Origin of the sequence: Bosea sp. F3-2 (assembly GCF_008253865.1) — a bacterium.
Taxonomy (GTDB): domain Bacteria; phylum Pseudomonadota; class Alphaproteobacteria; order Rhizobiales; family Beijerinckiaceae; genus Allobosea.
Genome location: NZ_CP042331.1, coordinates 4,814,197 through 4,833,083 on the forward strand (window position 1 = coordinate 4,814,197; position 18,887 = coordinate 4,833,083).

The following is an 18,887-nucleotide window of genomic DNA, read 5'->3' on the forward strand; positions in this document are numbered from 1 at the left end:
CTGAATATGGCATGTGCTTTGCCTATAGGCTTTTAGTGGAGAAAGGGGACAAAAAGGGTGGATTGTTCATTTTTCGACCAGGCGGAGTAAGGGATGCACTTTAAATTGCGTAGCGGCGAGCAATTCCTAGGCAGATCCTTGAATGGCCATCCTCGGGCGAACGGGTCCGATGATCTTGAAGACGGACCCGATCGCGGAATTTCCCCGTTCGATCTGGCCCGCGTTATCGAACGTGTCAGCCGGCGCTTTCTGGATTACCTGCGCCTCGAGCTGAACAAGCTGGGCATCGACGACATCTCGCCATCGCAGGTGATGGTCCTGATGACGATCGGGCACGGCGAGATCGCGGTCCGCGATCTCCTGGACCGTGGACATTACGGAGGGTCCAACGCGTCCTACAATCTCAAGCAACTGGTGGAGAGTGGCTATCTCGATCGTGGGGCTTCGCCGCGCGATCGGCGGCAAGCGCGTATCTCTCTCTCGTTGAAGGGCCAGATGCTGTGCGAGCGTCTGCGGCTTCTCGACGAGGCCAGCCAGGTCGGTCAGCGGCTCGAAAGCAACCGCGGCACCGATCTGCGCACCACTCACGAAACCCTGCGCCAACTCGAACAATGGTGGAATGACGCGCTCCGCTACGGCGGCGTGCTGCTCGCATCATGCATGTCCTATTCGTTCATCGCGCAGGATCTGGTCAATTCGCTGCTCTGATCGCGAGCCTCGTCGCCCAGGGCGTCGAGGTCTCGCTGATCACGGAGCGTCCTGAGCAGGAGCAACCCGGCGTCAGTCAGCTGGTGTATTCGGTGGAGGAGACGTCGACGCGGCATCCCGCGCTCGCCGCCACCGAATATCACCTGCGGACGGGCGAGGCGGTTGCCCAGCTGATGGAGCGGCTGAAGAGCACCGACCCGCCCGATGTCGTCCTCGGACACATCGGGTGGGGAGGGCTGCTGTTCGCCCGCGACGCGCTCCCCGATGCCGCGCTGATCGGATACTGCGAGTATTACTACCGCAGCACGGGATCCGACCTGGATTTCGGCATGAGCGATCCGGTCCCCGCGGCCGATCGCTATCGCGTCCGCATGCGCAATGCCGCACAGCTACTCGCTCTCGACACGCTGGATGCCGCCTATGCGCCGACGCAGTGGCAGCGCCAGCAATATCCGGCGGCTTACCGCAAGCGGATCGCCGTCTGCCATGACGGCATCGACACAACCTTCTGTCGACCTGATGCAGAAGCGTCCTTCGTTCTGCCCGATGGCCGTGTGCTGACCCCGGGCTCACCGGTGGTCACCTTCGTCGCCCGCGACCTCGACCCCTATCGCGGCTACCCCCAGTTCATGCGCGCGGCGGCTATTCTGGCAGCCCGTCATCCGGATCTCATTTTCGTCGTGATCGGCGGCGATGGCGCCGGCTATGGGCGCCCGCGTTCCGATGACAACAGCTGGCGCGAGGCGATGTGCGCGGAGACCCGGCTCGGTGACCGCATCGTCCACATCCCCTGGTTGCCTTACGAGAATCTGATCCGGCTGTTCCAGGTCTCGGCGGCGCATATCTATCTCACTGTTCCCTTCGTTCTGTCCTGGTCGCTGCTTGAGGCGATGGCCTGCGGTTGCCTCGTCATCGGTTCGGATACGGAGCCGGTGAAGGAGGTCATCCGTGACGGAAGCAACGGTTTGCTTACGCCGTTCCACGACGAGCAGTTGCTGGCTGAGCGCATCGAGCAGGCGCTGGCGCAGCCCGTATTGGCTCGTTCGCTCAGGCGGGCCGCGCGCGAGACGGTGATCGCCGGTTACGAGCGGGAGCGCTGCGTCGACCGGCAGATTGGCTGGATTCGCCAGTTCGGCGAATAGGCAGCGGGATATTTGTCAGCCGCGCGGTTGCTGATACCGGTGACGGATCGCTTTCCGTCGGCGGCTGCCATCGCGAGGACCAGGCAATCCCATGCGCGTGGATGTTCTAGGGCTTCAGGCGTTCATCAGCATCGCGGAGCGCGGCAGCTTCCGCGCCGCTGCCTCCCATCTCAACCTATCGCAGACGGCGCTCAGCCACCGCATCCGCAAGCTCGAGGAATCGCTGGGCACGCCGCTGTTCCTGCGCACCACGCGGCAGGTCTCGCTGACGGCGGCCGGCACGGCGCTGCTGCCGCGGGCGCGGCGCATCTTCGAGGATCTCGGCTCGGCGCTCGACGAGGTTCGGGTCGATGTTCGGGAGGGAGACGAGCAGGTTTCGGTCGGCTGCCTGCCGACGGTTGCCGCCCATTGCATGCCCTCGGTGATCGCCGCCTTCGCCAAGCGCCATCCCGGCATCGGGGTGAGGGTTCACGACAATTCGGCCTCGGAAATCGCCGACAAGGTGCAATCCGGCGAGGCCGAGTTCGGCGTCACCATCGTTGCGGCGAATCGCTGGGACCTGGAATTGAAGCCGGTGGTGAAGGAGCCCTTCGTGCTGGTGAGTCATCGCAGCATGCCGCTGGCCCAGGCTCCGTCATTGACCTGGGCGCAGTTGCAGGGCGAGCCGCTCGTGCGCATCAGCGCCGAAACCGGCAATCGCATCCTGATCGACGATGCGCTGGGCGCGCGGCGCGAGAGCCTGACCTGGCGCTACGAGGTCCAGCGGGTCGTCACCGCGGTCAGCCTCGTGCGTTCCTGTATCGGCTATGCGGTGGTGCCGCAGCTCGCGCTCGACGTCGTCGATGCTGGAGAGCTGGTCGCCGTGCCCCTGCGCGCGCCGGCCATCACGCGGACGCTCGGCATCGTCATCCGCAAGACCGTGCCGCTGCGCCCTGTAGCGCGTGATCTTCTGTCCCTGCTGAGCCAGGCGCTAAAGCGCAGCGTCGCGCCGCGAGCGATGAATGAAACTAATCAATCGCTGCATTCTTATCATTTGATGAAGCAATGAGCCTGCTCCACCCTTGCTGCGGGATGAAACGCACAGGGAGTGCCACGATGGCTGGTTCGACACCGGCAGCGATCGCATTCATCGGATTCGGCGAGGTCGGACAGACCTTCTCGCGCGGCCTGCTGGCCAACGGTGCCGCCGGAATCCGTGCCTACGACCTGCTGTTCGGCAGTGATGCCGGGCGGCGGCTGGAGGATGCGGCGCGGCAGATCGGCGTCGGGTGTGGTGCGTCGCCGGCCGAGGCCTGTTCGCAAGCGTCCTTAGTCTTCTCGGCGGTGACAGCAGATCGGGCCGAAGCGGTTGCTGCCGAGGCAGCGAGCTGGCTGAAGCCCGGTCAGATCTTCGTCGATGTGAATTCGGCCGCACCTTCGACCAAGCAGCGTGCGGCGAAGGCGGTCGAGGCCAGCGGCGCTGCTTATGTCGAGGCGGCGGTGATGGCGCCGGTGCTGAAGCCCGGGCTCAAGGTCGCGATCCTTGCCGGTGGCCCGAAGGCTGAGGCGGTAGCGGCGACGCTGAACGGGCTCGGCATGAATCTGACGCCGGTCTCCGAGACGTTCGGCCGCGCCTCGGCGATGAAGCTCTGCCGCAGCATCGTGATCAAGGGGCTGGAGGCGCTGATGGTGGACTGCGCCGCCGCCTGCGAGGCCTGGGACGTCAAGGACCCGGTCTTCGCCAGCCTGCACGCGACGTTTCCGTCGATCGATTTCCATGCACTCGCCGCCGACATGCGCGAGCGCGTCGCGACCCACGGCATTCGCCGGGCGGCCGAGATGCGCGAGGCAGCAGAGATGCTTACTGTTGCTGGTCTGGAGCCCGGTCTCGCCAGTGCCATCGCCGATGCCCAGCAGCGCGGGGCGCGCCGGGAGGGAGCTGCCTGATGACGCTCGACCGCCGCTCCGTTCTTGCCGGCCTCGGCACCGCTGGCCTCTACGGCGGCGCCCCGGTTCAGGCCCAGCCTGCATGGCCGAGCCAGATCATTCGCATCGTCGTGCCCTTCACGCCGGGGGGCAGCACCGACGTGCTGGCCCGGCTGATCGCCGCCAAACTTGAACAGACGATCCCGGGCAAGGGCTTCGTGATCGAGAACAGGCCGGGCGCCGGCGGCATGACGGCGGCGGGCCAAGTCGCCAAGTCGGAGCCCGACGGCCATACGCTGATGATGGGGCATATCGGCACGCTCGCCTTCGCGCCTGCGCTTTATCCCAATGTGCCCTATGATCCGGTCAAGGATTTCCAGCCGGTCGCGCTCGTGGCCATGGTGCCGAACATCCTCGCGATCAATCCGAAGCTGCCGGCGAAGACGCTCGGCGAGTTCATCGCATACGCCAAGGCGAACCCCGGCAAACTGAACTACAGCTCCGGTGGTCAGGGCAGCGCCGCCCATATCGCCACGGCCTATCTGACCTATCGCGCCGGCATCGACGCGGTGCATGTACCTTATCGCGGCACGGCGCCTTCGGTGAACGATTTGGTCGCCGGGAATGTCCAGTTCACGCTGACCGGCGGCCCGGCCGTGCTGCCCCTGTCCGAGGGCGGGCAGCTCAGGGTGCTCGGCGTTGCCAGCCGTGAGCGGGTCGGATTCGCGCCGGACCTGCCGACGCTGGTGGAAGGTGGCCTGCCCGATTTCGAGGCGGTGCAATGGTACGGCGTGGTGGCGCCGGCGCGGACGCCGCGCCCGGTCGTCGATCGGCTCAACCGCGAGATTAACGCGCTGCTCGGCCAGTCTGACTTCGCCGCGGCACTGGCCCGCGACGGCGCCATCGCGCGACCCGAGTCGCCGGACGGCTTCGGCAAGCTGATTGCTTCGGAACTGGCGCTCTGGCGCGATGTGATCACGCGCGCCGGCATCAAGGCAGCGGAGTAGGGCAATGGGCCAGATCGCCGTTCCCTGTATGCTGATCCGCGGCGGCACCTCGAAGGGCGCCTATTTCCTGCGCGACGACCTGCCAGCGGAGGTCGCGGCACGCGACGCCTTCCTGCTGGCCGTGATGGGCTCGCCCGACAAGCGGCAAGTCGATGGGCTCGGCGGCGCGCATCCGCTGACCAGCAAGGTCGCGATCGTCTCCAGGTCGAGCGAGCCGGGATGCGACATCGATTTCCTGTTCGCCCAGGTCGGCATCGAGACGGCGAATGTCGATACGACGCCGAATTGCGGCAACATCCTCGCCGGCATCGGGCCGTTTGCGCTGGCGCGCGGCTTGGTCAAGGCGGGTGGCGTGCGCACGACGATCCGCGTCCGCACGATCAACACCGGTACCATCGCTGATTTGACGATGGATACGCCGGATGGCGAGGCGAGCGCCGAAGGTGATGCGCGCATCGATGGCGTGCCCGGAACCTCGGCGCCGATCGATATCGGTTTCCTCGACGCAGAGGGCTCGGTCTGCGGAGCGCTGCTGCCGACCGGCAATGTCGTCGATGTCATCGAGGGCGTGCCCTGCACGCTGATCGACAACGGCATGCCGGTGATCGTGATGCGGGCCGCCGGTCTCGGGCGCACCGGCTATGAGCCGCGCGAGCAGCTCGACAAGGATATGGAGCTCAAGACGCGGATCGAGCGCATTCGGCTCGCCGCCGGGCCGCTGATGAATCTAGGCGATGTCGCGAAGAAGGTCGTGCCGAAGATCGCGCTCGTGGCGCCGCCGCAGGCCGACGGCGCGATCTGCACGCGCAGCTTCATCCCGCATGAATGCCACGCCTCGATCGGCGTCTTCGCCGCCGTGACCGTGGCGACCGCGGCGGCGCTTCCGGGTTCGCCGGCGGCTTCCGTCTCGGTGATGCCGCAAGGCCGGGAACGCTCGCTCTCGGTCGAGCATCCGACCGGCGAGTTCACCGTGACGCTGACGTTTGGCGGAACGGCTGGGAAACCGGTGATCGAGCGGGCCGGGCTGCTGCGTACCGCGCGCATTTTGATGGAGGGCCGCGCCTTTGTGCCGGCGAGCGTCATGGCGGCGCATGCGGGCAACGCCCGTGACGCTGCTGAATGAATTGAGAGGGGGCTGAGCTGCCATGGCGAACCAGCAGAAGACAGGTCTGGTGATCACGGCGCATCCGGGCGATTTCGTCTGGCGGGCGGGCGGGGCCATCGCGCTGCATGCCAAGCACGGCATGCGGGTGAAGATCCTCTGCCTGTCCTATGGCGAGCGCGGCGAGAGCCAGTTCGCCTGGAAGAAGGCGGGCGTCAGGATGGAGGACGTCAAGGCGCAGCGCTGCGAGGAGGCCGAAGCAGCCGCGGAGCTGCTAGGCGCCGAGATCGAGTTCATGGATGCCGGCGACTATCCGCTGCGCACCACGCCGGAAATGCTCGACCGTGCCATCGACATCTTCCACGAGCTCAAGCCGAGCTTCGTGCTGACGCATGCGCTGGAAGACCCCTACAATGTCGACCACCCCGAGGCGACGCGCTTCGCCCAGGAGGCGCGCATCATCGCGCAGGCGGCCGGGCACAAGCCCGATCCCGACCGCGCCTATGCCGCGCCACCAGTCTTCCTGTTCGAGCCGCACCAGCCCGAGCAGTGCAATTTCAAGCCGAACGTCATCCTCAACATCGACGAGGTCTGGGAGGTGAAGCGTCGGGCTTTCGAGATCCTCGCCGCGCAGAAGCATCTCTGGGAGTACTACACCCGCGTCGCGCTCAATCGCGGCATGCAGGGCAGCCGCAACTCCGGCAAGGCGATGACCTATGGCGAGGCCTATCAGCGGCTGTTCCCGGAAGCGCTGGAGGCGCTGGCATGATCCCCGTCGTCGTCCGCACCAAGAAGCGCGCCCCGGCCGCTGCGATGGCTGATCTCCGGGAACTTGGCGTCTCCACGACGCATGAGGCGATGGGCCGGACCGGGCTGATGAAGCCCTATATGCGGCCGATCTATTCCGGCGCGCAGATCGCCGGTGGGGCCGTCACCGTGCTCGCTCAGCCCGGCGACAACTGGATGATCCATGTCGCGATCGAGCAGGTGCAGCCGGGCGATGTGCTCGTCGTCGCCTGCACCACCGACAATACCGACGGCATGTTCGGGGATTTGCTCGCGACCTCGCTCAAGGCGCGGGGCGGGGTGGGCCTCGTCATCGATGCGGGCGTGCGCGATGTGCGCGTGCTAACGCAGATGGGCTTTCCGGTCTGGTCGCGGGCGATCTCGGCCAAGGGCACGGTCAAGGCGACGCTCGGCTCGATCAATGTGCCGGTGATCTGCGCCGGGGCGCTGGTTCATCCGGGCGACGTGATCGTCGCCGACGACGACGGCATCGTGGTGGTGCCGCGGCTGGAGGCGGAGACTGTCGCGGCGGCTGGCCGCAAGCGCGAGGCCGCCGAGGAGGAGAAGCGCCGGCGTCTCGCCTCTGGCGAACTCGGACTGGACATGTACGCTATGCGCGAAGGGCTCGCCAAAGCAGGCCTCGTCTATCGCGACGACGATTGAGACGAAGAACGGCTTCGCAGAAAGCCGCAGCAGGGGAAAGGGAACGGCAATGACGGTTCGCAGGACGATTCTCAGTGGCATGCTCGGCCTGGCGCTGGCCGCCTCGACGAGCGGGTTTGCGCTTGCGCAGGAAGCGGTGAAGATCGGCCTCATCCTGCCGATGACGGGGCCATTCGCCTCGACCGGCAAGCAGATCGATGCGGCGGTCAAGCTCTTCCTGGCCAAGGAAGGCGCCACCCATGGCGGGCGCAAGCTCGAAGTGATCCTCAAGGACGATGCCGGCAATGCCGATGCGACGCGCCGCCTCGCGCAGGAACTGGTCGTCAACGACAAGGTCTCGGTGCTCGCCGGCTTCGGCCTGACGCCGCTCGCGATGGCGACGGCGCAGGTCGCGACGCAGGCGAAGGTGCCGGAGATCGTGATGGCGGCGGCGACCGCCTCAATCACCGAGGCCTCGCCCTATATCGTGCGGACGTCCTTCACCTTGCCGCAGGCCTCCGAGCCGATGGCGGACTGGGCCTGGGCGAACGGCATCAAGAAGGTCTTCACGGTCGTCACCGATTACGGGCCGGGCATCGATGCCGAGACCTCCTTCGCGAACAAGTTCAAGGCGGCGGGCGGCACGGTCGAGAGCGTTCGCGTGCCGCTGCGCAACCCGGATTTCGCCCCCTTCCTGCAGCGTGTCTCTGAGGCCAAGCCCGATGCGCTCTTCGTCTTCGTGCCTTCGGGCGTCGGCGCGCAGTTCATGAAGCAGTTCGTCGAGCGCGGTCTCGACAAGGCGGGCGTCAAGCTGATCGGCCCTGGCGATGTGGTCGATGACGACATCCTCGAAGGCATCGGCGACGTTGCGCTCGGCGCCATCACCACGCATCATTATTCGGCGGCCCATGACAGCCCGGCGAACAAGGCCTTCGTCGAGGCCTTTCAGAAGGCCAATCCCGGTATGCGCCCGAATTTTATGGCAGTCGGCGGCTATGACGGGATGAAGCTGATCGCCAAGGCGCTGGAGGCGACCAAGGGCGATGCCAGCGGCGACAAGCTGATCGCAGCGATGAAGGGCGCTTCCTGGGAGAGCGTGCGCGGGCCGGTCAAGATCGACCCCGACACCCGCGACATCATCCAGAACATTTATGTCCGCAAGACGCAGAAAGTCGGCTCGGAGCTCCACAATGTCGAGTTCGCGACGATCAAGGACGTCAAGGATCCGGTGAAGGCCCGCAAGTGACGGGCGGGCATCCGACCGCAGCGGATCGACGCACATGTTGACCATCCTGTTCGACGGCATCGCCTATGGGATGGTGCTCTTCGTCCTCGGCTGCGGGCTCTCCGTGACGATGGGGTTGATGAACTTCGTCAACCTCGCCCACGGCGCCTTCGCGATGCTCGGCGGCTATGTCGCCGTGCAGGCGATGCAGCGGCTTGGGCTGCCGTTCCTGGCAAGCCTGCCGCTCGCCTTCCTGGCGGCGGCAGTGGTCGGGATCGTGCTGGAGCGGCTGATCTACCGGCCGATGTACGCCAAGAGCCATCTCGATCAGGTGATGTTCTCGATCGGGCTGGTCTTCATGGCGGTGGCCGGCACGGACTGGCTGATGGGCTCGACCCAGCAGTTCATCCACCTGCCGGCCTGGCTGCAGGGGCGCTTCGAGATCGCGGGGGTCGGCATCGGCCGCTACCGGCTCTTCGTCATCGCGATCTGCGGGCTGCTCGCCTTCTCCCTGCAATGGGGCTTCACACGCACGCGCTTCGGCAGCCGCCTGCGCGCGGCGGTCGATGATGCGCGGGTGGCGCGCGGGCTCGGCATCCCGGTCAACCGGCTCTTCGCGCTGACCTTCGCGCTGGGCAGTGGGCTTGCGGGCCTCGGCGGTGCGCTCGGCATCGAGCTCATGGGCCTCGACCCGAGCTTTCCGCTGAAGTTCATGATCTACTTCCTGATCGTCGTCACCGTCGGCGGCACCTCCAGCATCACCGGTCCCTTCTTCGCCGCGATGCTGCTCGGCGTTGCCGATGTCGTCGGCAAGTATCTCGTGCCGCAAGTCGGCGCCTTCATCATCTATGCGCTGATGGTCGTGCTGCTGATCACCCGGCCGCATGGGCTGTTCGCGAGGGCGCGGGCATGAGGGCCGAGACCTTCGAAGCCAAAGTCAGGCAGGCTTTGTATGCGGGCCGGCGCTGGCATCCGGCGGAGATCGCCTTCTGGCTCATTGCCTTCGCCGCCTTCCTGCTGTTCCCGAGCCATCTGCTGCTGCTCAACGAGATCGCGATCCTCGCGCTGTTTGCGCTCTCGCTCGACCTGATCCTCGGCTATGCCGGCATCGTCTCGTTGGGGCATGCCGCCTTCCTCGGCATGGGCGCCTACGCGGCCGGGCTCTTCGCCAAGCATGTCGGAGGCGATCCGCTCGCCGGCCTCGTCGTCGGCATGGGGGCGGCCGGGCTGCTCGGCCTCGTCACCAGCCCGCTGGTGCTGCGCGGCACGGACCTGACGCGCTTGATGGTGACGCTCGGCGTGGCGCTGATCCTCTACGAGCTGGCGAATTCCTTCGGCTCGCTCACCGGTGGCGCCGATGGTCTGCAAGGCATCACGATGGGTCCGGTAATTGGGCTGTTCGACTTCGATCTCTTCGGCCGCACCGCCTATCTCTATTCGCTGAGCGTGCTTTTCGTCCTGTTCCTGATCGCGCGGCGGGTGGTGCATTCGCCCTTCGGCCTCTCCCTGCGCGCGGTGCGCGACAACCCGCTGCGGGCCTCGGCCTCGGGCGTGCCGAATGCGCGGCGCCTCGCTGCCGCCTACACGATTGCCGCCGCCTATGCCGGGGCGGCGGGAGTGCTGCTCGCCCAGACCACGCAATTCGTCTCGCTCGATGTGCTCGACTTCCACCGCTCGGCCGATCTGATGCTGGTGCTGATCATCGGCGGTGCCGGCTATCTCTATGGCGGCCTCGTCGGTGCCATCGCCTTCAAGCTGCTGCAGGACGCGATCGCGACCTTCACCCCGCAATACTGGATGTTCTGGATCGGACTGTTCCTGGTGCTCTTCGTCCTCGGCGGACGCGAGATCATCCATGGCGGGATCAAGGCCGTGGCCGGCCGGTTCGCCCGGCTCGGGCGGGGAGGGGCATGATGGCCGTCGCTCTCCAGACCTTCGACCTTGTCAAGAGCTTCGGCGGCATCACCGCGACTGATCATGTCGACTTCACGTTGGCGAAAGGCGCCCGCCACGCGCTGATCGGCCCGAACGGAGCCGGCAAGACCACCTTCGTCAACCAGCTCACCGGCGTGCTCAAGCCGAGTTCCGGCCGCATCGAACTGATGGGCGAGGGCATCACCAGGCTGCCGCGCGAGGCGCGGGTGAAGCGGGGCCTGGCGCGCACCTTCCAGATCAACCAGCTCTTCGCGACGATGACGCCGCTGGAGATGATCGCGCTGGTCACCTCCGAGCGGCTCGGCCGCGGCAGCCATCCCTTCCGCGCGCTCGATCGCGACGCGGAACTCGTCGACCAGACCGCCGAGATCCTGACCCGCTTCAGGCTCGATGATATCATGGACCGGACCATCGCGACGCTGCCCTATGGCAAGCAGCGGCAGATCGAAATCGCCGCGGCCTTCGCGGCGAGGCCTTCCGTGCTGCTGCTCGACGAGCCGGCAGCCGGCGTGCCCGAGGCTGAGCGCCGCGAGCTGATGCAGACGGTGTCCGAACTTCCGGACGACGTCTCCGTGCTGCTGATCGAGCACGACATGGACCTCGTCTTCCGCTTCGCCACCCGCATCACGGTGCTGGTCAATGGCCGCGTGCTGGCGGAGGGGACACCGGAGGAGATGGCGCGCGATCCGGCGGTGCGTGCGGCTTATCTCGGTGAGGGCGCCCATGTCTGAACTGCTCAAGATCGAGAAGCTGAGCGCCGGCTATGGCGAGGCGCAGGTGCTGTTCGACATCGACCTCGCGCTGGCGCAGGGGCACTCGCTCGCGCTGCTCGGCCGCAACGGCGTCGGCAAGACGACGCTGGTCAACAGCATCATCGGCGTCACCCGCCGCCGCGGCGGGCGGATCGTGCTGGCGGGGCGGGACCTGACCAGCGCCTCGCCGGAGCAGCGGGCGCATGCCGGCATCGGCTGGGTTCCGCAGGAGCGCAACATCTTCAAGTCGCTGACGGTGCTGGAGAACCTGACGGCGGTGGCGCGGCCGGGCCCGTGGGATGTTGCTCGTGTCTTCCGGATGTTTCCGCGGCTGGCGGAGCGCAAGGCCAATCTCGGCAACCAGCTTTCCGGCGGCGAGCAGCAGATGCTGGCGATCGGCCGGGCGCTGATGCTCAACCCCAAGCTCCTGCTGCTCGACGAGCCCACCGAAGGGCTTGCGCCGATCATCGTCGAGGAGCTGCTCAAGGCCCTGAAGACGCTGTTCCGCGAGGAAGGGCTTTCCGCCATCGTCATCGAGCAGCATGCGCGCAAGATCCTCGAGCTGACTGACGACGCCATCGTGCTTGAACGCGGCCGCGTGGTGCTTGCCGAGCGCAGTGCTACGCTCATCGCCGAGCCCGCGCGGCTCGAACATCATCTCGGCCTCGCCGCCGCAGCATGACCACCAAGAACCGGGAGGAAACGCCATGACACAGAGAAACAAGCCACCGTTCCGGGGCGATATGGTTGGAAGCCTGCTGCGCAGCGCGCCGGTGAAGGAGGCGCGCGCCAAGGTCGCCGCCGGCGAGATGGATCATGCCGAACTGACCAGGATTGAGGACGAGGAGATCAGGAAACTCGTCAGGAAGCAGGAGGAGATCGGGCTGCAGGCGGTGACCGACGGCGAATACCGCCGCGCCTTCTGGCATTTCGACTTCCTCGACGGTTTGACCGGCGTCACCAGCTACGCGACCGACTCAGGAATCCAGTTCAAGGGCGTCGCCACCAAAGGGCACGGCATCCGCGTCACCGGCAAGCTCGACTTCCCGGCGGATCATCCGCATCTCCAGCATTTCAGATTCCTGGCCTCGATCACCAACCGCGTGCCGAAGATGACCATCCCCAGCCCGTCGATGCTGCACTATCGCGGTGGGCGGAAGGCGATCGATCCGAGCGCCTATCTCAAGATGGAGGATTACTACGACGACCTCGGCAAGGCCTACGCCAAAGCGATCAAGGCCTTCTATGATGCCGGCTGCCGCTATCTGCAGCTCGACGACACCAGCCTGTCCTATTTCTGCGATCCTGAGCAGCGCAAGATGCTGGCCGATCGCGGCGACGATCCGGACAAGCTGATCTTCACCTATCGCGATGTGCTCAACGCCGCGCTGAAGGCGAAGCCGGCGGACATGCAGATCACCACCCATACCTGCCGCGGGAACTTCAAATCGACCTTCATCGCCTCGGGCGGCTATGAGCCGGTGGCCGATCTCGTCTTCAACCAGATCGATGTCGACGGCTACTTCATGGAATGGGACGACGACCGCTCCGGCGGCTTCGAGCCGCTGCGCTTCCTGCCCAAGGGCGAGAAGCAGGTCGTGCTCGGCCTCGTCACCTCCAAGTTCGGCACGGTCGAGAGCAAGGACAATCTCAAGCGCCGCATCGAGGAGGCGACGCAATACGCGCCGCTGGAACAGCTCTGCCTGTCGCCGCAATGCGGCTTCGCCTCCACCGAGGAGGGCAATGTGCTGGCCGAGGACGAGCAATGGGCCAAGCTCTCGCGCATCCTCGAAGTCGCCAAGGACGTCTGGGGATGAGCAGCGAACCTTGTTTCGACATCGCCCATCTCGGCCATGTCGAACTCTTCACCAACAAACCCGAGGCGAGCCTCGACTTCTTCGTCAACATCTTCGGGCTGACGGAGAGCGGGCGTGAGGGCGATTCCGTCTATCTGCGCGCCTGGGACGACTACGAGTTCCACACGCTGAAGCTTACGGCGTCGAACACCACCGGCGTCGGCCATATCGGCTATCGCGCCGCGAGCGAGGCGGCGCTTCTGCGCCGCGTCGCCGCGATCGAGGCGATGGGGGCCGGCATCGGCTGGAGCGAGGGCGATCTCGGCCATGGCCGCGCCTATCGCTTCCGCGACCCGGACGGCCATGTCTTCGAGATCTATTTCGACACGAACAAGTATGTGGCGCCCGAAAGCGAGCGGCCGGCGCTGAAAAACCAGGCGCAGCGTAACCATGGCCGCGGCTGTGCCGTGCGCCGGCTCGATCATCTCAACCTGCTGGCGCAGGATGTCGCGGTGATCCGCGACTTCATGCCGAAGGCGCTGGGCAGCCGCATCACCGAGCAGATCGTGCTGGATTCGGGCGAGGTCGGCGGCTGCTGGTTCACCATCAACAACAAGAGCTATGACATCGCCTATACCCGCGACCACACCAAGGCGCAGGGGCGCTTCCACCACGTCACCTATGCGGTGGACCAGCGCGAGCACATCCTGGAGGCGGCCGATCTCTTCCTCGAGAACGGCGTCTTCATCGAGACCGGTCCGCACAAGCACGCGGTGCAGCAGACCTTCTTCCTCTATGTCTACGAGCCGGCCGGCAACCGCGTCGAGATCGCCAATGCCGGCGCGCGCCTGATCCTTGATCCGGACTGGCAGACCGTGACCTGGACCGAGACCGAGCGGAAGAAGGGGCAGGCCTGGGGGCTCAAGACCATCGAGAGTTTCCACACGCACGGCACGCCGCCGGCGTCGTAGAGACCGCTGCTTAGTCAACGCGTGGTCATTCCGGGCGAAGCGGAGCGAAGACCCGGAATCCATCGAAGAGCGTGGCGCTTTACGATGGATTCCGGATCGGTGCCGCTGACGCGGCTTGTCCGGAATGACGGGCTTTTTCCAGAGAAATGGAGGATTCTGGCTGCTCAGGCCATCACCAGCCCGCCATCGACATGCAGTGTCTGGCCGGTGATGAAGCCGCTCCAATGGCTGGCGAGGAAGAGCACCGGGCCGGCGACATCGATCGGCGTCGCGATGCGGCGCAGCGGCGTTTGCGCGATCAGCATCTCGCGCACCTCCTCCGGTGTCGTCTCGCTCGCCTGCGTCGGGTAGACCAGCCCGGGCGCGACGCAATTCACCCGGATGCCGAGCGGGCCGAGCTCGGCCGCGAGGTTGCGGCTGAAGCCGATGAGCGCCGCCTTGGCCGTGGTGTAGTCGTGATAGGGGATGCTCGGCCGCGTCACCAGATCGCTCGCGAGATTGACGATGCTGGCGCCGCTGCGGCGCTGGAGCAGCGGCAGCATCGCCCGGCAGACCATATAGGCCGCCTTCACCGCGCCCTCGAATTGCTGGCCATAAGCCTCCCAGGGCGTCTCCCAGAAGCGGGTGCGGTTGTCGGGGTCGAAGCGATAGGGCGCGAAGGCATTGTTGACGACGACGTCGAGCCGGCCGACCTCCTCCGCGATGCGCTCGGCCATGGCGGCGACCGCTTCAGCGGAGGTGACGTCGGCCGCGATGGCCAAGGCCTCGCCGCCGAGCGCGCGGCATTCGGCAGCAACGGCCTCGGCCGCCGCCTCGTTTGCCCGGTAGTTGATGATGACGATCCCACCTTCGGCCGCGAAGGCCTTGGCGATCGCCGCACCGATGCCGCGGCTCGCGCCGGTGACGAGGATAGCCCGGTCGCGGAACTTCACGGCGCACCGTCCTTCTGCGGGATCAGGTCGCTCTTCACGACCTGCTTCATGTCGAGCGTGCGGGCGACCAGGCCGAGGCTGCGGAAGGTGTCGGCGCCCTTCTGCAGGGCTTCGAGATCGAAGCGGCCGAGGCCCTCGCGCTCGGTCGTCGGCGAGATGCTGGAGAGGTTGCGCAGCTTGATGATCTCGAGATTCACAGCCTCGTCGCGGCCGTTGATGGCGCGAGTGACGGCGAGGCGCGCGGCCTCTTCGGGCTTCGCGATCATCCAGGCGGCGGAGTCGCGATAGGCGGCAAGGAAGCGCTTCAGCAGGGGCTTGCTCTGCTCGTAGAAGGCTTCCTTCACGACGAAGATGTCGCTCGGCAGGTTGAGCTGGTCGCGGACCTCGATGACGTTGGCTTCGCCCAAGCCCCTGGCGCGGGCGACAAGGAGGCCGGTATCGGTCGCTGCGGTCGCATCGACCTGACCCTGCATCAGCGGGGCGAAATTGAGCAGGCCGGTCGGCTGGATGGTGACGTCCTTCTCAGTGAGGCCCACCTGATGCAGCAGCACGAGCAGGTTCTGGTAGGTGCCGCTGGCAAGGCTGTAGACGCCGATGCGCTTTCCCTTGAGATCGGCGGCGGTGCGGATGCCGCTGCCCTTGAGCGCGACGACGTTGAAGACGTTCTGCGGGTAGATGTTGTAGATCGCGACGAGCTTCTCGCCCTTGTCGAGCGCGAGATAGAACGCGGCGGGATCGGTGAAGGCGATGTCGGCCTGCCCCGCGATCAGGGTTTGCAGTGCTGCGCCGCCGCCATTGCCGGGCACATAGTCGAGCGCGATGCCCTTCGCCTTGAAGAAGCCCTTGTCCGGCTCGGCCAGCAGGTTGGTGATCTCGCTGATCGGCTGGCTCCAGCCGGCGACGGTGACCTTGTCGAGCGTCTGGGCTGAGCCAGGCGCGGCAGCCAGCCAGGACAGGGCGAGCAGGAGAATGCCGGGCAGGGTGCGGAGGGCTGGCATGGTCTAGCCTTTCGAGAAGCGGTGCAGGACGCGGCGCTCGAGCAGGCGCACGGCCTCGTAGAGCAGCATTCCCAGAGCAGTGATGACGATGAAGAGCGCGAAGATCAGGCTTGAATCCATCACGCTCTGGGCGGCAATGATCGAGGCGCCGAGCCCGATGCGCCCGCCGATGAACTCGCCGACCACCGCGCCGACCAGCGCGAGCACGACCGCGACGCGCAGGCCAGCCATGATGACGGGCAGGGCGGCGGGCAGCTTGAGGCGCAGCAGGGTCTGGAGACGGCTCGCGCCCAGCATGCGAAAGAGCTCGCGCCGGGCCGGATCGATCTCACTCACTCCGGTCAGCGTGTTTTCCATCAGCGGGAAGAAGCAGATCAGCGCGGTGATGACGACCGTCGGCGTCATGCCGAAGCCGAACCAGATGATGAAGAGCGGGCCGAGCGCGAGCTTGGGCACGAGCTGGCTCGCCAGCACATAAGGGCGCAGCAGCCGGCTGAGCGCAGGCACTTCCGCCAGCAGGATGCCGATGCCGAGGCCGACGACGGTGCCGATGCCCAAGCCCAGTGCCATCTCCGCCGCGGTTACGGCGAGATGTGGCCAGAGTCGGCCCGTGGCGATCTCGCTCCACAGCGTCGCGAGCACGGCCGAGGGCGGCGGTAGGACGAGCGCCGACAGGCCGCCGAGCCGGCACCAGGCTTCCCAGCCCGCGAGAAGGGCAAACAGCAGCAGGAGGGAGGGCAGGCGCGCCGTCATGCCGCCGGCCTCCGGCTTGCGACGGCGACAGTCTCGCCGTCCATGGCGTCGCGCAGCTCATGGCAAGCGGCGGCGAAGCCGGGAGCGTAGCGCATGTCGCGATGGCGCGGCCGGGCCAGCTCGATCCGGCGTGCATGACTGAGGCGGCCGGCGGCCATCACCGCGACCTTGTCGGCGAGATAGACGGCCTCGCCGATATCATGGGTGACGAAGAGCGCGGTTGTGCCATGGAGAGTGCAGAGCCGCAGCAGGTCGTCCTGCAATTCCTCGCGCGTCAGGGCGTCGAGCGCGGCGAAAGGCTCGTCGAGCAGCAGCAGATCCGGCTGGCCGACCAGCGCGCGGGCGACGGCGACGCGGCTCTGCTGACCGCCGGAGAGCTCGGTAGGCCGACGCGCCGCAAAGTCCGCAAGGCCGACCCGGGCGAGCAGATCGAGCGCGGCGTCGCGGTCGGCGGCGGTCGGGCGGCGCTTCAGCGAGACCGGCAGCAGGACGTTGTCGAGCGCGCTCAGCCAGTCGAGCAGGGTCGGAGCCTGGAAGACGAAGCCGGCGCGGGGGCTCGGGCCATGCAGCGCCTCGCCGCCGATGCGGATGGCGCCTTCGGTCGGCCTGAGCAGGCCGGCGGCGAGCTTCAGCAATGTGGTCTTGCCGCAGCCGCTGCGGCCGAGCAGGCAGTGGATCTCGCCGCGCGGGATGACCCAGTCGACGCCGTCGACGATCGCGGGGCCCGCCGCGCCATAGCGATAGCGGACCTGCTCGATCGCGACGAATCCGGGTGTGGGGAGGTCAGTCGACATAGGGTGCGAACCCTTCCGCCGCCGCTTCCGCGCTCTGCTCGACCTCGGTCAGGGTGACGAGATCGAGCAGGCTGAAGCGCCCGTCATGGTGCCAGCCGGCTTCCGGCGCCGTCATGCGGCCGAGCGGGGCGATGCGGGTGACACCGACCGCGCCGAGCCCCTCGGCGAGCCGAAACAGCCTCTCCGGCGCCGCCGCAACGCCCGCGGTCTGCAGGAAGCTGCGATGAGGCGCGACGAGGGCCGGGACATCGTCGAGGCTCTCGACCGAAACCAGCTTGAGCGTGCGATTGAGACCCGTTGGGCTTAGGTCCTCGGCTGCATCGACATGGACGATGCTCCACGTATCGGAGGGCTCTCCGAACAGTTCGGTTCCGCCGTCCAAGGCGCGTATTTCCTGTGCGCCGCGCCAGGCGACGATGGAGGTGGCTTCGCCTTGCGAGAGGGCGCGACGCGGATGGCGGTGGGCGAGGGCGCCGAGCTCCCGCGCGACGTAACGGGCGAATTCGGCGGGGCTGACCCGTCCACCGCGTTCGACGAAGAGCATCTGCGGCGAATAGCAGCCCTGCTGCTCGTAGCGGGCGACGTCATGAGCGGCGAGCCGGGCAAGCGCCGGCGCCTTGCGGCTGTCGAGCGCCTCGCGCGCGATCACGCCGAAGCCGATCTTGTGGCCATGCGGAAGGAAGCGTGTCGTGATCGGCAGCTTGGCGCGCAGGGCTTCGAGCGTGTCGTTGCCGGCATAGGCCATAACGGTATTGGCCTCGCGCAGGAAAACGGGTTCGGCAGCCGCTTCGCCGCCCTTCCACCAGACGATGGCGAGGCATTCGCCGAGTTCCGGGTCGATCTCGGTGATGAGGCTGGCGAACCAGCCGGCGGTCAGCGGCTCGGCCGAAGCGAGCTTGCCGATGCTGCCAGCCTTGACCAGGAGCCCGCAGATCAGGCTCCAGAGCGAGAGCGCCGGGACGTTCCCGGCCCAGACATGCAGCAGCAGCTCCGGGCCATGGGCGCGCAGATAGCCGCCCTTGGGCGTCGGCTGGAAGCCGTCGAGCACGGCGGGATTGGCGAAATCCTCGGCCAGGAAGCGCAGGAGCTGCGGGCGCCGGAAGGTCTTGAGATAGCCGGTCAAGCCGAGGCGGACGGTTTCGCGATCATAGCCGGTGACGATCGGCAGCAGATATTCGGCCTTGCGTCGCAGCGGGTGCGCGCGGTCGAGCAGGCGCGCGATGGCGGCGTCGATCGCAGCGACGATGCGTGCGGTGTCCATCCGCTTCAGCCGGGCGCGGGCGTTGCTGCGGACATGCGCGCAAAGAGCCGCGGCCTGCGCCTCGTCGAGCTCCGGCAGCGCAATGGTGGCACTCTCACCCCAGGCGCTATGGCTGACCTTACGCCAGCGCAGCGTCTCGCGGCTCAGGCCCGGCAGATGGCCCGCATGCTCGATCACG

20 protein-coding genes are annotated in these 18,887 nt (G+C 66.7%); 15 read left to right on the top strand and 5 right to left on the bottom strand.

The annotated features are described in order from the left end of the window. Positions 1 to 93: 93 nt before the first annotated feature. The 15 genes from FQV39_RS22215 to FQV39_RS22285 all read left to right on the top strand — a co-directional run bounded on the left by FQV39_RS22215 (position 94) and on the right by FQV39_RS22285 (position 13,971). Positions 94 to 708: a MarR family transcriptional regulator gene (locus tag FQV39_RS22215; RefSeq protein WP_149132275.1), complete on the top strand. Its 615-nt coding sequence runs from the start codon at positions 94 to 96 to the stop codon at positions 706 to 708. Then, positions 657 to 1,850, top strand: coding sequence for a glycosyltransferase (locus tag FQV39_RS22220; RefSeq protein WP_149132276.1), 1,194 nt, complete (start codon positions 657 to 659; stop codon positions 1,848 to 1,850). The genes FQV39_RS22215 and FQV39_RS22220 overlap by 52 nt, the downstream gene beginning before the upstream one ends. Positions 1,851 to 1,941: 91 nt before the next feature. Beyond that, positions 1,942 to 2,898, top strand: coding sequence for a LysR family transcriptional regulator (locus FQV39_RS22225; protein WP_149132277.1), 957 nt, complete (start codon positions 1,942 to 1,944; stop codon positions 2,896 to 2,898). 47 nt (positions 2,899 to 2,945) lie between these two features. Beyond that, positions 2,946 to 3,776, top strand: coding sequence for an NAD(P)-dependent oxidoreductase (locus FQV39_RS22230; RefSeq protein WP_187640018.1), 831 nt, complete (start codon positions 2,946 to 2,948; stop codon positions 3,774 to 3,776). Then, entirely contained in the window at positions 3,776 to 4,762 is a 987-nt protein-coding gene (locus tag FQV39_RS22235; protein WP_210251131.1) for a Bug family tripartite tricarboxylate transporter substrate binding protein, read from the top strand. The genes FQV39_RS22230 and FQV39_RS22235 overlap by 1 nt, the downstream gene beginning before the upstream one ends. A 4-nt stretch (positions 4,763 to 4,766) precedes the next feature. Beyond that, entirely contained in the window at positions 4,767 to 5,885 is a 1,119-nt protein-coding gene (locus tag FQV39_RS22240) for a 4-oxalomesaconate tautomerase (RefSeq protein ID WP_149132280.1), read from the top strand. A gap of 22 nt (positions 5,886 to 5,907) precedes the next feature. After that, positions 5,908 to 6,633, top strand: a complete 726-nt coding sequence (locus FQV39_RS22245; RefSeq protein ID WP_149132281.1) for a PIG-L deacetylase family protein — start codon at positions 5,908 to 5,910, stop codon at positions 6,631 to 6,633. Further along, positions 6,630 to 7,313, top strand: coding sequence for a 4-carboxy-4-hydroxy-2-oxoadipate aldolase/oxaloacetate decarboxylase (locus FQV39_RS22250; protein WP_149132282.1), 684 nt, complete (start codon positions 6,630 to 6,632; stop codon positions 7,311 to 7,313). The genes FQV39_RS22245 and FQV39_RS22250 overlap by 4 nt, the downstream gene beginning before the upstream one ends. Positions 7,314 to 7,362: 49 nt before the next feature. Continuing rightward, entirely contained in the window at positions 7,363 to 8,538 is a 1,176-nt protein-coding gene (locus FQV39_RS22255) for an ABC transporter substrate-binding protein (RefSeq protein WP_149132283.1), read from the top strand. 34 nt (positions 8,539 to 8,572) lie between these two features. Beyond that, positions 8,573 to 9,430 carry a branched-chain amino acid ABC transporter permease gene (locus FQV39_RS22260; RefSeq protein WP_149132284.1) on the top strand — a complete coding sequence of 286 codons (858 nt, stop codon included), beginning with the start codon at positions 8,573 to 8,575 and terminating at the stop codon, positions 9,428 to 9,430. Continuing rightward, positions 9,427 to 10,431, top strand: coding sequence for a branched-chain amino acid ABC transporter permease (locus FQV39_RS22265; protein WP_149132285.1), 1,005 nt, complete (start codon positions 9,427 to 9,429; stop codon positions 10,429 to 10,431). The genes FQV39_RS22260 and FQV39_RS22265 overlap by 4 nt, the downstream gene beginning before the upstream one ends. After that, positions 10,431 to 11,183 (top strand): ABC transporter ATP-binding protein, encoded by a 753-nt coding sequence (locus FQV39_RS22270; RefSeq protein ID WP_149133979.1) that lies wholly within the window; start codon positions 10,431 to 10,433, stop codon positions 11,181 to 11,183. The genes FQV39_RS22265 and FQV39_RS22270 overlap by 1 nt, the downstream gene beginning before the upstream one ends. Then, positions 11,176 to 11,886, top strand: a complete 711-nt coding sequence (locus tag FQV39_RS22275) for an ABC transporter ATP-binding protein (protein ID WP_149132286.1) — start codon at positions 11,176 to 11,178, stop codon at positions 11,884 to 11,886. Before FQV39_RS22270 ends, FQV39_RS22275 begins: the two co-directional genes overlap by 8 nt. 25 nt (positions 11,887 to 11,911) lie before the next feature. Then, entirely contained in the window at positions 11,912 to 13,021 is a 1,110-nt protein-coding gene (locus FQV39_RS22280; protein ID WP_149132287.1) for a 5-methyltetrahydropteroyltriglutamate--homocysteine S-methyltransferase, read from the top strand. Next, on the top strand, positions 13,018 to 13,971 hold the full coding sequence (locus tag FQV39_RS22285; protein ID WP_149132288.1) for a catechol 2,3-dioxygenase: 954 nt from the start codon (positions 13,018 to 13,020) through the stop codon (positions 13,969 to 13,971). The genes FQV39_RS22280 and FQV39_RS22285 overlap by 4 nt, the downstream gene beginning before the upstream one ends. Before the next feature lie 164 nt (positions 13,972 to 14,135). On the opposite strand, the gene FQV39_RS22290 is transcribed toward FQV39_RS22285, so the two are convergent. Genes FQV39_RS22290 through FQV39_RS22310 form a run of 5 tightly spaced genes read right to left on the bottom strand, consistent with a single transcriptional unit; the run spans position 14,136 to position 18,886 of the window. After that, positions 14,136 to 14,903 (bottom strand): SDR family oxidoreductase, encoded by a 768-nt coding sequence (locus tag FQV39_RS22290; RefSeq protein WP_149132289.1) that lies wholly within the window; start codon positions 14,901 to 14,903, stop codon positions 14,136 to 14,138. Beyond that, entirely contained in the window at positions 14,900 to 15,901 is a 1,002-nt protein-coding gene (locus FQV39_RS22295) for an ABC transporter substrate-binding protein (protein WP_149132290.1), read from the bottom strand. The genes FQV39_RS22290 and FQV39_RS22295 overlap by 4 nt, the downstream gene beginning before the upstream one ends. A gap of 3 nt (positions 15,902 to 15,904) precedes the next feature. Then, positions 15,905 to 16,654 carry an ABC transporter permease gene (locus FQV39_RS22300; RefSeq protein ID WP_149132291.1) on the bottom strand — a complete coding sequence of 250 codons (750 nt, stop codon included), beginning with the start codon at positions 16,652 to 16,654 and terminating at the stop codon, positions 15,905 to 15,907. Next, positions 16,651 to 17,448, bottom strand: a complete 798-nt coding sequence (locus FQV39_RS22305; RefSeq protein WP_149132292.1) for an ABC transporter ATP-binding protein — start codon at positions 17,446 to 17,448, stop codon at positions 16,651 to 16,653. Before FQV39_RS22305 ends, FQV39_RS22300 begins: the two co-directional genes overlap by 4 nt. After that, on the bottom strand, positions 17,438 to 18,886 hold the full coding sequence (locus FQV39_RS22310) for an acyl-CoA reductase (RefSeq protein ID WP_149132293.1): 1,449 nt from the start codon (positions 18,884 to 18,886) through the stop codon (positions 17,438 to 17,440). The genes FQV39_RS22305 and FQV39_RS22310 overlap by 11 nt, the downstream gene beginning before the upstream one ends. Position 18,887: the final 1 nt, after the last annotated feature.